Raw genomic sequence first — 12,015 nt, forward strand, 5'->3', positions numbered from 1 at the left:
GCTAGAGGACGGCGACGCCGCAGAAGTGCGGGACCTCCGGCTCCCGCCAGGGGGACGGGTCGGGGCGCCACCGCGAGCACGACACCACGCCCGGCTCCAGCAGCCGGGTGCCGGCGAACAGCGTCTCGATCTCCTCGGGGGACCGCGCGCGGATCGGCGTCCCGCCGCGGTCCATCACCTCCCGGACGGCCTGCCGCATCGCCTCGCCGTCCAGCTCGCCGGTCGTGGCGTCGCAGGTGTGCGAGATGACCAGGTGGCTGCCCGGCGCCAGGGCGCGCAGCAGGTCCTCGACGAGCCGCCGCGCCTCGCCGTCGTCCAGGATGTGGTTCAGCACGCCCAGCAGCATGAGCGCGACCGGGCGCCCGAAGTCGAGGGTGGCGGCGGCCTCGGCGAGCACCGTCTTCGTGTCCCGGACGTCGGCCTGGATGTAGTCGCACGCCCCCTCGGGACGGCTCGTCAGCAGCGCCCGCGCGTGAGCGAGCACCAGCGGGTCGTTGTCGACGTACACGATGCGGCTCTCGGGCGCCTCGCGCTGCGCGACCTGATGGGTGTTGTCGACGGTGGGCAGTCCGGTGCCGAGGTCGAGGAACTGCCTGATGCCCTGGGACGTCAGGAACCGCACCGCGCGGCCGAGAAAGGCGCGGTCCTGCTTGGCCGAATCGGCGATCACGGGCAGGACGCGCAGAACGGCGTCGCCCGCCTCGCGGTCCACGGGGTAATTGTCCTTGCCGCCGAGCCAGTAATCCCAGATACGGGCCGAATGCGGCACGCTCGTGTCAATCTCCGGTTCCGGCATGAGGCGTTCCCTTCCGACGGCGATGATCACGCTCATCATCCCCCAGCGGCACACGGGACGCGACAGATCAGGCCACGTCGTGCACATAGCCGATTCACCGCCCGAAAGGCCCGGCATTCCGCGAGCATGGGCCATGAATGCCGAGGAGGTTCCCGTCCAGGCACCTCAAACGACGACCCGCAATGGAATCGGCACAGCGGTGGTTCCGGCCACGACGATCCGCATGGGGATCGGGCGACGAGGATAGGGCTCTCCTGTCCGCGACATTCTCCGCCACCTCATCCGCCACCAGGGCGCACAATCTTCGACAGCGCGCTGAACACGGCCCGGGTGGGACGACCGGGCGTTCAGAACCATCGCGGACGTCCCTCCTCGGGGTTGAACGCCGCCAGGGCGATCAGGCCGGACAGCAGCACGGGCCCCAGCGCGAGGCTGAACAGCACGTCGGTCAGCCAGTGGAAGTCCGCCGCCGTGAGCGCCGCCGCCGCGACACAGCCGGTCACCAGGGCGATGTCGCGGCGGCGTCGCGAGGGAAGCCGCCGGCCGACGGCCGGGAACGCGGCCACCAGCAGTTCGAGGACGACCCAGATGAGCACGAACGCGTTGAGGGTGTGGCCCGACGGGTAGGCGGTCCCCTGGGTGAACAGCACATCGGCATTGCCGTAGGGAAAGGTCCGCGGGATCGCCGCCTTGAGGCCGACCTGCAGCAGCGACAGGCCCATCACGATCACCGCGCTCATCAGCACGGGGTGGAGCGAGCGCTCCCGGGCCCCGGCGATGACGGCCAGCACGCCGATGACCACGGCCAGGTCGCCGCGCTGGCCGAGCTTCGTCACCACCGTGGCGGCGGTCAGCCATCCGCCCCGCACATGGGTGTCGGCGAACTCGTGGACGGTCCAGTCGAGACGCCTGAGCGGGCCGTCGAGCAGCACGTCGACCGTGACCAGCACCATGACCGCGAACAGCAGCGCGTACCAGCCCCACGAACCCCACCGCACCCATGCCGGTGGTCCCGGCCGTGCCCGTTCGCCCATGTCAGGGGACGAGGATGGCGCGCCCCCGGACCCGTCCGGCGTCCAGATCGTCGATCGCGGACTGGAAGTCGTCCAGCGCGTACGTCCGCGTGTGCAGCGTGACCGCGCCGCGGGCCGCGAGCGCCATCAGGTCGCACAGGTCGTTGTAGGACCCGACGAGGTTCCCGATGATGTTGATCTCAGCGGAGATGACGTCGATCGTGGGGACGTCGATGTTCTCGCCGTAGCCGACGACGTGGTAGTCGCCCGCCTCCCGCAGCATCCGCAGCCCTTCCGCGGTCGAGCCGCCCTCGCCGACGAAGTCGATGACGACCTGCGCGCCGCCGCCCGTCAGGTCGAGCACCCGCTCGACGTGCTCCCCGTCCGCGACGACGCCGTGGTCGGCGCCCGTCTCGGACGCCAGTTCCACCGCCTCCGCCTTGCGGTCGACCACGATCAGCTCCGCCGGGCTGATCGCCTTCAGCACCTGCACCCCGATGTGCCCGAGGCCCCCGGCCCCGATGACCACGCACCGGTCCCGCGGGGTCAGCCGCCGCGCCGCCTTCGCCGCCGCGTGGTAGGCGGTGAGGCCCGCGTCGGCGAACGCGGCCACGTCCGCCGGCTCCAGCGACCCGTCCAGCTTCACCACGCTCCGCGCGGACGTCTTCAGGTAGTCCGCGTACCCGCCGTCGGAGTCGATGCCGGGGAACGCGCTGTTCTCGCAGTGCACGTCGTCCCCCGACCGGCAGGCCCGGCACAGCCCGCACGTGACCAGCGGATGCAGGATCACCTTGTCGCCCTCGGCGACGCCGGTCACCGCCGGCCCGACGGCGTGCACCCACCCGGCGTTCTCGTGCCCGATCGTGTACGGCAGACCGACCCCGGACTTCTCGGCCCACTGCCCCTCCAGGATGTGCAGGTCCGTCCGGCACACCCCCGCCCCGCCGATCCTCACCACGACGTCGAGGGGGCTGTCCGCCTCCGGGACCGGCACCTCCGCCATCCGCAGATCCTCGCCGTACCCGGTCACCTGCACAGCCCGCATTGCATGCTCCTCGTGGACGCGTGTCCGTCCACGGCCCCATACCCAGGAACGGCTGGCCTGTTCGGGACGCAGGGGTTCCGGCGGGCCTGACCGATGGTCAGAATCGGTGTCCATGAGCGATCAAGACAAGCACGGCGAGGCGCTGGGCCGGATCGACACGACCGTCCCGCATTCGGCGAGGATCTGGAACTACTGGCTGGGCGGCAAGGACAACTACCCCGTCGACCGCGCCGCCGGCGAGCAGTTCCGGGAGACGTTCCCCGGAGTGATCGAGGTGGCGCGCGCGTCCCGCCTGTTCCTCACCCGGTCCGTGCGGTACCTGGCCGGCGAGGCGGGCGTCCGCCAGTTCCTCGACGTCGGGACGGGCCTCCCCACCGTCGACAACACCCACGAGGTCGCGCAGCGCGTGGCGCCCGACGCCCGCGTCGTCTACGTCGACAACGACCCGCTGGTCCTCGTCCACGCGCGGGCACTGCTCACCGGCACGCCGCAGGGCGTGACCGACTACGTCGACGCCGACCTCCACGACCCGGGCCACATCCTGGACATCGCCGCCAAGACCCTCGACTTCAGCCGTCCCGTCGCGCTGATCCTAAGCGGCATCATGGGCCACGTCCCGGACGGCGACGAGGCCCGGTCGATCGTCCGGTCGCTGCTGGAGCCGCTCCCGCCGGGCAGCCACCTGTCGCTGAACGACGGCACGAGCGTGGTCGCCGGCGAGGCCGCCGAAAACGCCCAGCAGGACTACAACGAGGGCGGCGCGGCCGCGTACACGCTGCGCTCCCCGGAGGAGATCGGCCGCTTCTTCGACGGCCTGGAACTGGTCGAGCCGGGCCTGGTCTCCTGCCCGCTGTGGCGCCCCGAGTCGGACGCCTTCGGCACCCCCGAGCCGGTGGACGCCTTCGGCGCCGTGGGCCGCAAACCCTGAAAAATGGAAGAACCGCGGATGAGGATCCGCGGTTCGACAGGTACCCCCGAGCGGATTCGAACCGCCGTTACCGCCTTGAGAGGGCGGCGTCCTAGGCCACTAGACGACGGGGGCCGGACACCCGAAGCGATCTTCCGCCCGGGCCTGGCCCAGCCTACCGGCCGCCCCCCCCCGCCTCGACCACATTTCCTCCACCCCGACCACCGCGTAAATCACACCGGTGGCCGACGCACGCTGGGGCACGCACCTGGTGCGAGAGGAAAGGCGCCGACGCGAAGAGAATCACGCTTGATCAATACTGGTGGACGTTACTTGGACGTCGCAGAAAAAGATCCCGCGGGGCGAACCTCAGCCACCGTGAGGGCGAAGCCCGTACAGCCGGGGGGGTTCCAGGGGGTCGCCCCCTGGGGGAACACTGCGGGCCTCGGCGAAATCGAGCGAAGCTCGATGAGCACGATGGCCCGCCACGTACCCCCGAGCGGATTCGAACCGCCGTTACCGCCTTGAGAGGGCGGCGTCCTAGGCCACTAGACGACGGGGGCGTGTGTCCGCGTACTGCGGACGCAGCTGGGGTACCAGGACTCGAACCTAGACTAAGTGAACCAGAATCACTCGTGCTGCCGATTACACCATACCCCAGTGAGGTACGCGCTTCCGTGCCGTTTCCGACCCGGTCGCTCGCGCCTCGATGAGAATACAGGACCTTGGGACAACGGCCAAAACGATTGCCCGGGACGGCGGTCAGCGCGTGGAGTCGGGCGGGCCGATGTGGGTCCGGCCCCACTCGACGAGCGGGCGCAGGCGCCGCCAGGACGTCCGCACCCGGCCGATGACCTCGCCCGGGTCCGCCATCCACGGGTCGGCCGGCCAGCCGGTGCGGGCGTAGAGCGAGCGGTATCGCAGGAGCTCCAGGCGCGGATGGTCGGGGGCCGTGCCGCGCGGACGGGTCTTGAGCCGGTCGCCGGCGATCTCCATGCCCGCCGAGCGGAGGTCGTCCACGATCGCCTGGAGTTCGCCGCCGTGGGCGTCGGACCCGGCGGCCTCGCGGTAGCGGCGGAGCTGCTCGGGGGTCGGCGCGTACATGCCGCCCGCGACCATGAGGCCGTCCGCGTCGACCTGGAGGTAGAAGCCCTCGCCGGTGTGGCCGCCCTGATGGGTCTTGTAGGGCGACTTGTCCTTGCTGAAGCGGACGTCACGGTACGGGCGGAAGAGCTTGACCGCGCCGAACTCGTCTTCGAGTTCGGCGCACAGCTCGGTCATGGGGTCGCGTACATGGCGTTCGTAGGTCTCCTTGTGGGACGTCCAGTAGGACTTGCTGTTGTCGCCCAGCAGGCCCTCGTAGAACGCGAACGCCTCTTCGGTGAAGCCGCCGAACGCCATGGCTCAGTCCCTGGCGATGACGCGGTTGGTGAGGCTGCCGATGCCCTCGATGGCGACGGTCACCTCGTCCCCGACCTGCAGCGGGCCGACGCCGGCGGGGGTGCCGGTGAGGATGACGTCGCCGGGCAGCAGTGTCATGACCTGGCTGACGTACTCGACGAGGGCCGGGATGCCGTGCAGCAGCAGGGACGTGCGGGCGTCCTGGCGGACGTCCCCGTTGACCGTCGTGGAGATGGCGAGGTCGGCGGGGTCGACCTCGGTCTCGATCCAGGGGCCGATGGGGCAGAAGGTGTCGAAGCCCTTGGCCCGCGTCCACTGCCCGTCCTTCTTCTGCAGGTCGCGGGCGGTGACGTCGTTGGCGCAGGTGTAGCCGAGGATGACGTCGGCGGCGCGGGACGCGGGCACCTCGCGGCACATCCGGCCGATGACGACGGCGAGCTCGCCCTCGTGGTCGACGCGCTCGGACAGCTTCTCCGGGTAGGCGATGGCCTCGCCGGGGCCGATCACGGCGGTGGACGGCTTGGAGAAGATCACCGGTTCGGCGGGCGGCGCGTCCCCGCCCATCTCGCGGACGTGGTCGGCGTAGTTCTTCCCGATCGCGATGATCTTGCTGGGCAGGATCGGCGCGAGCAGCCGGACGTCGGCGAGCGGGAACCGCTGCCCGGTGAAGGTCAGCTCACCGAACGGGTGGGCCGCGATGGCGGCGACGGTGTTCTCCTCCACCACACCGAAGGACATGCCGTCGTCGGTGGAGAACCTGGCGATACGCATGGTCGAAAGCCTAGTACTCCGGTCAGAACCCGCATGTCCTGCCGTTGAGCTCGCAGCCCTTCGGGGTGGACGCGGGGCCCGCCGCGCCGAACTGGACGTCCCAGGTGCCGCCGGGCGGGATCGCGGGGACGCCGTCGAGGTTCCTGATCTCGACCTTCTCGCCGCCGTGGACGAGCCGCGCGCCCCAGATGTTCTTCACGTCGGCGCCCGGGGCCCGGAACGTCAGCTTCCACGTCTTCATGGGCCGGTCGGTGCGGTTGGTGATGACCATCCTGCCTTCGAAGTACCCCTCGTCCCGCTGGACGAGCTGGTACGTGATCCCCTCGCCCTCGACGAGCGGGCCGATCGGGGCGGTGGTCGCCGGCGGCGGTGTGCCGGGCCGCCCTGCCGGCGGCTGCCCGGCCGCGGGCGGCGCGGCGGGGGCCTCGACCGGCGGGGACGCTCCCGGCCCCGCGGGCGCCGGCCCGTCCGTCGGCCCGCCGGCCTCCACCGGGGTGGACGCGGCCGGTGACGGCGGCGCCGCGGCCTTCCCGCCGCCGTCCGAGCCGCCCCTGGTGAGCAGCAGCACCACGACCGCCGCGGCGGCGAGGACGACGACCGCGGCGATCACCGCGACCAGTGCCATCGGACGCCGGGACCGCGACGGCGGCACTCCCCCGGACGGCATCGCCGGGGCGGTCTCGCCGGGCGGCGGCCCCGCCGGGAGGCCCGGCGAGGGCATCGCATAGGGCGGCGGCGGGACGCTCGTCCCGGCGGTCGCCGGCTCCTGCTCGGCGCCGAACTGCTCCGTCCAGGGCGCCTCCGCGACGACCGGCGCGGGCGCCTGCTCGAACGCCGCCGCCTCCTGCTGGGGCGGAGCGGGCGGGGCGGGCTTCTCGATCCGCATGTCGGCGACGGTCACCGACGCCTTGTCCGGCACGTCCTGCAAGGTCTCGCCCGCGTCATCGGCCAGATCATCCTGAGCGGTCGCCTCGGGATCGTCTTCCGGGTCGTCGACCGGGGGATCCTGGAACGTCGCGTCCGCAGGGTCGTCGACGGGCGTGTCCACGATGGTCGAGTCAGCCTGCGTTTCCGCACCCGGCGCGGTGGCCCGGACGCGGAACTCGGCGGTCGTCCTGTGGTCCGGGGGCACGTATCCGGAGTCCTCGCCGCTCAACTCGTCCACCCTCCGCCGTCGTCGATCTCATGGACTCCGACGACGGGCGAAGCGGTTCGGTTCATACCGAACCGGGCGCAGTCCGGAAGGCGTCAGCCTGCCGGGGCGGGCTCGAGTCCCCGCCGGGCGGCCTGCCGCAGCTGCCGGTTGAGCATGTCGGTGATGAGCTCGATGGCGTCGGGCGTGGTGGTGTCGCGGGCCCCGCTGAGCCAGCGGGTGGCCTCGGCCAGCAGGTCCTCGGCCGACTCGCCGTCGGATCCCGCGTCCGCCATCAGGCCGAGCACCGCGCCGAGCCGCAGCGCCGCGTCGGCGCGCCCGGACTCGGCGGCCCGCCGGTACCAGTCGGCGGCCTGCGCCAGGTCGCCCTCGCGCTCGTAGACCTCACCGAGCCCGAACGCCACGTCCGCCCAGGTGCCGTCCGTCGGACGTCCAAGGTCCTCGGGAGTCCAGGGTCGGACGGGCATGGGATCACTCCGGCAGGTCGGTTCGCTGGGACGGCACGCGGGAACGCCGCGCGTGCGGTGCAGGACCCCATAGTGGACGCTCCACCCGAAATCCGCCACCGCTTTCGCCGGATTTAGTGAAATTTCTGCGCAACCATCCCGATACCGACGGAAACACCATCGTTCTTTCGAACGACCGGTTTCAGCCGACCCGATAGCCGACCAGCCGGTCCTCCAGACCGTCTCAGGTCCAAAGGCGACGCCGCATAAGGTGCGGGACGAGCCAGGGGGCGACGACCGCGGCGCCCGCTCCCGCCGAGCAGAGCACCGTGAGCCGTCCGGACGCCCCGGCCCGCCGTCCCAGTTCCGCGCTGATCACCATGACCGTCACCCCGGTGACGGTCACGCGCGCTGACCTGGCCCATCGGCCACCCGCTCCGTGAGGTTCAGGGACCGGAGAGAGGTGCCGAACCGGGACAGCACGCTCGCCTGGTTCGTCCAGTAGAGTCAGCCAGCCATCTTCGGGGATCAGGGGCCGGGCACCCGGCGCACCCGGCACGCCATCGTCAACGTCGCCCCTTCTCAGACCGGCCGGCGTCCACGCCTGCCGCTCGTACCCGGTCGACTGCTCCGGCACGCTCAGCGCCGCGTCCGTCCGGTCTTCCACCTCGAAATCTCCTTAGGTCAGCGGTCCTCGCCGCAGTGGCCGGAAATCGTGTCGCATGACTCGTTCAGGCCCCGGACGGTCAGCAGCCCACGGTCGCTGTGCATGCTGCGGAGGTCCACGTTCCTCGTCCGGAGGCCGATGTTGAGGACGTAGAGCGCCATGGTCAGGAAGAGTGCCGCGGGAACGGCGATCCAGAGGAGGATGATGATGCTGGACATCTGCGCGCTCCTTCCAGCGTGATGCCGGAAACGGATGAGCCCGATCAGGCTGCTCGTCTGAGCCGATCCTGGATATTGCAGTGATCCACTCGGTACGATCAGACAGTTCACACTGCCTTGGTCAGCTTGTTCTAGCTTTCGTCCTACCAGAGGTGTAACCCAGATCAGGCAGGGCAAACCTGATCATTGGAACTAGTTAGAAAGAACAGGTCAGTCCTCTGATTGCAATGAGAGGCGGTCATGGCACGCAGGACGCCCAAGTACGTCGAGATCGCCCAAGACCTCCAGGCTCAGATCGACAGTGGCCGACTCGCCCCCGGCAAGCGGTTGCCGACCGAGAAGGAACTGGCCCTGAAGTGGCAGGTCTCGGAGAACACGATCAAGGCGGCGGTCAACGAACTGCGCAAGCGCGGGCGCGTCGAGACGGTCCCGCAGAAGGGCAGCTTCGTCACCGAGCCGGACCAGCCCTTCGTCATCACCCTGAATCACACGGACCTCGGCGACGAGAACGCACCCGGCCGCGGCTACGGGGGCGGCGAGGGCAGGGCGTTCATGGCGGAGGCGAAGCGCCAGAAGCACGAGGCCAGCTCCTCCAAGCCCGACGTGAAGGTCCAGGACGCCGAGGAGCTCCAGATGAAGGCCCTCGGAATCCCCCCCGTGCCGGAGGCGGAGGACGCGGCGCGGCCCCAGGTCGTCCGCCGGTCCCAGCAGCGCTTCGTGGACGGCAAGCCCAACTCGCTCCAGCACTCCTACTTCCGCCTGGAACTCGCGTTCAAGGCCCAGGAGCTGCTGAACTCGCGCGACATCGAGGAGGGCACCGTCGCATACCTGAAGAGGTGCGGGCATGAGCAGGTCGGGTACGAGGACGAGTTCGACGCCCGGCCGCCCACGGACGACGAGCTCAAGTTCTTCGGGCTTTCCAAGAACAGTCTCGCCGTCATCGAGCACGTCCGCACCGCCTTCGACCAGGACGGCAAACCGTTCCGACTGACGGTCACCGTCTACAAGCCAGGCACCAACAAGATCCGCTTCATCGCCGGAGAGGTGCCCGACGAGGTCTGGGAACGCGGTTCCTGACCCGTCTCCATCCATCAACCACGATCCGCAGGGAAACCACGATGGCCGATTCCGCATATCCAGCGCACCACCCGGTCGAGCAGGTCGACACCGCGCACGCCTACATCACCGAGACGGTGACGGCGCTCAACGACCGCGGCATCCGGGTGGACCGCAGTCACCTCGACCCCATGGGCCCGGTCGACGCAACCATCATCACCGGCGACAACGCCCTGGTCTGGGACGAGTGGGCCGGCTGGAGGATCGGCACCTATGTGTCCGGTCACCAGGGCGAGCGCACCGTGCTGCGCGACGCACGCCTCCTCGGCGGCGGGGTCCTTCTGGCCCCGTCCGCCCTCGCCGAGCTGGTGGAGAGCGGCGACTCGCTCCCGCTGGTCACCCGCGACCGGGACGCCCGGGACGGTCTGTTCGACGCCCTGCGCAAGCACTGATCCGGAGGGCACCGGTCGTGGCCGTCCAGCAACGGCCACGGCCGGTCGGAGCGAGGCTCTTCCGCGCACAATGACCTTCACTCGGTACTGCCGATCGCAGCCGAGAAGGGACCGACGCCATGGCTCGCACGACGCCTCTCCGCTGGCGTGACATCGCCGATGACCTGCGCCGGCGCATCGAATCGGGCGATCTCGCCCCCGCGGACGGGACTCCCGAGCGGCGGCCGCTGCCGGCCGAGAAGGACCTGGAGCAGCACTACCGCGCGTCCCGCAACACCATCCGGGACGCGCTCGCCTGGCTCCGGCAGCAGGGGTACGTCGTCTCGGAGCAGGGCAGGGGGACGTTCGTCGTCCGCCAGCCCGACATCGTGCACGTCACGCTCCGCGCCGCCGAGCTCGGGCTCGCGCCCGGCGCCGTGTCGTCGGAGTGGTACAACCGGGACGCCGCCATCCCCGCGAACCGGAACGCGTCGGTGTCGCAGGTCAAGGTGGAGGTCCAGGAGGGCAGCAAGGTCGTCGTCCGCTACCTGCAGATGAAGAGCGGCTCAGAGTTCATCTCCCGCCACCAGGAGATCTTCCTCGACGACCAGCCCTGGGTCCTGCAGACCTCCTTCTACCCGCTGGAGTTCGCGACCAGCGGCGCGTCCCGCCTGCTCCTCCCGCGCGACATCCCCGAGGGCGCCGTGGCGTACCTGGGCGAGACCCTCGGCTACCGGGAGGTCGGCTTCCACGACGAGATCAAGGCCCGCGTCCCGGACGAGAACGAGAAGCGGTTCTTCAGCCTCGGCGATTCCGCGGCGAGCATCGTCTTCGAGACCGTCCGGACCGCCTACTCCGCCGACGGCGACCCGTTCCGCGTCACCGTGACGGTCTGGCCCGCCGACCGCACACGGCTGCACTACAACGACGGGAAGGTCCCCATGGACGTCCTCCGGGCGCCCGGCCGCGCCTCCGCCGAAAACTCTCCGCCCACGCCGGACGGAGACGCCGCAAGCGAGTAGACCACCGCAAGCCGACCGTGGCGGCCCGCGACCGCGACGGAGCGGTGGTCAGACGAAGCGGACGAGCATGAGGTCGGCTTCGGGGGTTTCGCGCCAGTAGAGGGAGCCCGGGGTTCGGGACATGTTCTCGATCTCGTTGGCGATGATCAGGGCGCGGTTGATGCAGTCGGTCTTGTTGTAGCCGGTCTGCTCCTGGAGGCGCTGGAGGGCCTGGACGGCCTTGCCGGTCAGGTTGACCGTGACGCGCTCGTTCTGCGGGGCGCCGTCGGCGCGGCGGCCGGGATCATCCGCGTCCATGGCGCCGCCCGACGTCTCGGAGGCTGCTCGAAAGTTCGTCATGAGCGCTTTCTCCAATCCCGGGACGCGGAGCCCGGCCCCACCCCGCCTCCGGCCTGAGGTCGACCCCGCCGGTCAGGCGATCATACAGCCCTCTGCCAGCAAAACCATGTTTCAGATACAGCATGCACGTGAAAGGTTCCCTCAACCGGAGGCGCGGAAACCTCGGCTGTCAGGGGCTTACTCGTGGGCTACGAGATTATGACCGGTTCTCGTGCAGTGAACGTATGGCTTTCGTATGTCTATCGACCTACTCTCGTGGTCAGAGGGGTGGGGCGAAACGACACCGAGGAGCCGGCGGGCTGCGCCGGGGCTTCGCGGGGGAAGGAAGACTCCGTGGGACTGAATCGTTGGGTGCCGCCGCTGCGGCGGCGGGCGGCCTCGCAGGCCGGGGCCGGGCCGGTGAACGCGAAGGTCATGACCTCGGTGACGCTGGGGGCGGTGGTCCTGGGGTACGCGCTGGACGGCTCTGGCACCGCCGCCTTGAGCGGGGCCCTGGTGTTCTTCGCGTTCCCCGCGGTGGCCGTGACGAACGCGATCGTCCAGTACCTGAGGGCGGACACGCTGCACGAAACGTCCGGGCCGCCGTCCATGGCCGTGCACCCGTCGCAGCCCGCCGTCGCGGCGGCGTCCGCCGAGGACGTGCCGCGCGGTGCCACGACCTTCTGGGACGCGCTGACACCCCTGGAGCGGCAGGACCTCATCGCGCGGGGCGACCGGCACCTGTACCTATCTCTTATATACATCTCCGAC

The 12,015-nt window shown here is 70.3% G+C and carries 15 protein-coding genes and 3 tRNA genes; 5 read left to right on the forward strand and 13 right to left on the reverse strand.

Annotated elements, in window-relative coordinates:
- Position 1: 1 nt before the first annotated feature.
- The 3 genes from E1284_RS03625 to E1284_RS03635 all read right to left on the reverse strand — a co-directional run bounded on the left by E1284_RS03625 (position 2) and on the right by E1284_RS03635 (position 2,854).
- A complete protein-coding gene (locus E1284_RS03625) occupies positions 2 to 796 on the reverse strand; it encodes an SAM-dependent methyltransferase (protein WP_131936997.1) in 795 nt (264 codons plus the stop codon).
- A gap of 347 nt (positions 797 to 1,143) precedes the next feature.
- Positions 1,144 to 1,830, reverse strand: a complete 687-nt coding sequence (locus tag E1284_RS03630) for a phosphatase PAP2 family protein (protein ID WP_131936999.1) — start codon at positions 1,828 to 1,830, stop codon at positions 1,144 to 1,146.
- Position 1,831: 1 nt separating this feature from the next.
- Positions 1,832 to 2,854, reverse strand: a complete 1,023-nt coding sequence (locus tag E1284_RS03635; protein ID WP_131937001.1) for an NAD(P)-dependent alcohol dehydrogenase — start codon at positions 2,852 to 2,854, stop codon at positions 1,832 to 1,834.
- A 112-nt stretch (positions 2,855 to 2,966) separates the two neighbouring features.
- Here E1284_RS03635 and E1284_RS03640 point away from each other — a divergent pair, with 112 nt between their 5' ends.
- Positions 2,967 to 3,782, forward strand: coding sequence for an SAM-dependent methyltransferase (locus tag E1284_RS03640; protein WP_131937003.1), 816 nt, complete (start codon positions 2,967 to 2,969; stop codon positions 3,780 to 3,782).
- 41 nt (positions 3,783 to 3,823) lie between these two features.
- On the opposite strand, the gene E1284_RS03645 is transcribed toward E1284_RS03640, so the two are convergent.
- The 9 genes from E1284_RS03645 to E1284_RS03680 all read right to left on the reverse strand — a co-directional run bounded on the left by E1284_RS03645 (position 3,824) and on the right by E1284_RS03680 (position 8,417).
- Positions 3,824 to 3,896: transfer RNA gene (locus E1284_RS03645), tRNA-Glu, on the reverse strand.
- 355 nt (positions 3,897 to 4,251) lie between these two features.
- Positions 4,252 to 4,324, reverse strand: a tRNA-Glu gene (locus E1284_RS03650).
- Positions 4,325 to 4,349: 25 nt separating this feature from the next.
- Positions 4,350 to 4,421 (reverse strand) — tRNA-Gln (locus tag E1284_RS03655).
- 102 nt (positions 4,422 to 4,523) lie between these two features.
- Complete coding sequence (locus tag E1284_RS03660; protein WP_131937005.1) at positions 4,524 to 5,162, reverse strand: DUF2461 domain-containing protein; 639 nt, start codon at positions 5,160 to 5,162, stop codon at positions 4,524 to 4,526.
- 3 nt (positions 5,163 to 5,165) lie between these two features.
- Positions 5,166 to 5,933 carry a fumarylacetoacetate hydrolase family protein gene (locus tag E1284_RS03665; RefSeq protein WP_131937007.1) on the reverse strand — a complete coding sequence of 256 codons (768 nt, stop codon included), beginning with the start codon at positions 5,931 to 5,933 and terminating at the stop codon, positions 5,166 to 5,168.
- A gap of 22 nt (positions 5,934 to 5,955) precedes the next feature.
- On the reverse strand, positions 5,956 to 7,089 hold the full coding sequence (locus E1284_RS43580) for a cellulose binding domain-containing protein (protein ID WP_131937009.1): 1,134 nt from the start codon (positions 7,087 to 7,089) through the stop codon (positions 5,956 to 5,958).
- A 92-nt stretch (positions 7,090 to 7,181) separates the two neighbouring features.
- Positions 7,182 to 7,553: an SEL1-like repeat protein gene (locus tag E1284_RS03675; RefSeq protein ID WP_131937011.1), complete on the reverse strand. Its 372-nt coding sequence runs from the start codon at positions 7,551 to 7,553 to the stop codon at positions 7,182 to 7,184.
- A gap of 223 nt (positions 7,554 to 7,776) precedes the next feature.
- Complete coding sequence (locus E1284_RS41175) at positions 7,777 to 7,938, reverse strand: hypothetical protein (RefSeq protein ID WP_165965109.1); 162 nt, start codon at positions 7,936 to 7,938, stop codon at positions 7,777 to 7,779.
- Positions 7,939 to 8,216: 278 nt separating this feature from the next.
- Positions 8,217 to 8,417 (reverse strand): hypothetical protein, encoded by a 201-nt coding sequence (locus E1284_RS03680; RefSeq protein ID WP_131937013.1) that lies wholly within the window; start codon positions 8,415 to 8,417, stop codon positions 8,217 to 8,219.
- Between the two features lie 240 nt (positions 8,418 to 8,657).
- Between E1284_RS03680 and E1284_RS03685 the strand changes: the two genes are divergently transcribed.
- The 3 genes from E1284_RS03685 (at position 8,658) to E1284_RS03695 (ending at position 10,926) form a co-directional block, all read left to right on the forward strand.
- Positions 8,658 to 9,494: a GntR family transcriptional regulator gene (locus E1284_RS03685; RefSeq protein ID WP_131937015.1), complete on the forward strand. Its 837-nt coding sequence runs from the start codon at positions 8,658 to 8,660 to the stop codon at positions 9,492 to 9,494.
- Positions 9,495 to 9,535: 41 nt separating this feature from the next.
- The gene (locus E1284_RS03690) at positions 9,536 to 9,925 is read left to right on the forward strand and encodes a DUF6292 family protein (RefSeq protein WP_131937016.1); all 390 of its coding nucleotides are present in this window, start codon (positions 9,536 to 9,538) and stop codon (positions 9,923 to 9,925) included.
- A 119-nt stretch (positions 9,926 to 10,044) separates the two neighbouring features.
- The gene (locus E1284_RS03695) at positions 10,045 to 10,926 is read left to right on the forward strand and encodes a GntR family transcriptional regulator (RefSeq protein WP_131937018.1); all 882 of its coding nucleotides are present in this window, start codon (positions 10,045 to 10,047) and stop codon (positions 10,924 to 10,926) included.
- A 48-nt stretch (positions 10,927 to 10,974) separates the two neighbouring features.
- Here the strand turns inward: E1284_RS03695 and E1284_RS03700 are convergent, their stop codons facing one another.
- Positions 10,975 to 11,265 (reverse strand): hypothetical protein, encoded by a 291-nt coding sequence (locus E1284_RS03700; RefSeq protein ID WP_131937020.1) that lies wholly within the window; start codon positions 11,263 to 11,265, stop codon positions 10,975 to 10,977.
- Between the two features lie 333 nt (positions 11,266 to 11,598).
- On the opposite strand from E1284_RS03700, the gene E1284_RS03705 reads away from it, so the two are divergent.
- Positions 11,599 to 12,015, forward strand: a 417-nt coding sequence (locus tag E1284_RS03705) for a hypothetical protein (RefSeq protein WP_131937022.1), incomplete at its 3' end; no start/stop codon positions are given.

The sequence above is a fragment of the Actinomadura bangladeshensis genome (assembly GCF_004348335.1).
Lineage (GTDB): Bacteria > Actinomycetota > Actinomycetes > Streptosporangiales > Streptosporangiaceae > Spirillospora > Spirillospora bangladeshensis.

Bases quoted from the DNA above. Each gene is read 5' to 3' on its own strand.
- E1284_RS03680 (WP_131937013.1), bottom strand. From the start codon at position 8,417: ATGTCCAGCATCATCATCCTCCTCTGGATCGCCGTTCCCGCGGCACTC.
- E1284_RS03665 (WP_131937007.1), bottom strand. From the start codon at position 5,933: ATGCGTATCGCCAGGTTCTCCACCGACGACGGCATGTCCTTCGGTGTG.
- E1284_RS03695 (WP_131937018.1), top strand. From the start codon at position 10,045: ATGGCTCGCACGACGCCTCTCCGCTGGCGTGACATCGCCGATGACCTG.
- E1284_RS03630 (WP_131936999.1), bottom strand. From the start codon at position 1,830: ATGGGCGAACGGGCACGGCCGGGACCACCGGCATGGGTGCGGTGGGGT.
- E1284_RS03690 (WP_131937016.1), top strand. From the start codon at position 9,536: ATGGCCGATTCCGCATATCCAGCGCACCACCCGGTCGAGCAGGTCGAC.
- E1284_RS03625 (WP_131936997.1), bottom strand. From the start codon at position 796: ATGCCGGAACCGGAGATTGACACGAGCGTGCCGCATTCGGCCCGTATC.
- E1284_RS03685 (WP_131937015.1), top strand. From the start codon at position 8,658: ATGGCACGCAGGACGCCCAAGTACGTCGAGATCGCCCAAGACCTCCAG.
- E1284_RS03660 (WP_131937005.1), bottom strand. From the start codon at position 5,162: ATGGCGTTCGGCGGCTTCACCGAAGAGGCGTTCGCGTTCTACGAGGGC.
- E1284_RS03675 (WP_131937011.1), bottom strand. From the start codon at position 7,553: ATGCCCGTCCGACCCTGGACTCCCGAGGACCTTGGACGTCCGACGGAC.
- E1284_RS03700 (WP_131937020.1), bottom strand. From the start codon at position 11,265: ATGACGAACTTTCGAGCAGCCTCCGAGACGTCGGGCGGCGCCATGGAC.
- E1284_RS03640 (WP_131937003.1), top strand. From the start codon at position 2,967: ATGAGCGATCAAGACAAGCACGGCGAGGCGCTGGGCCGGATCGACACG.
- E1284_RS03635 (WP_131937001.1), bottom strand. From the start codon at position 2,854: ATGCGGGCTGTGCAGGTGACCGGGTACGGCGAGGATCTGCGGATGGCG.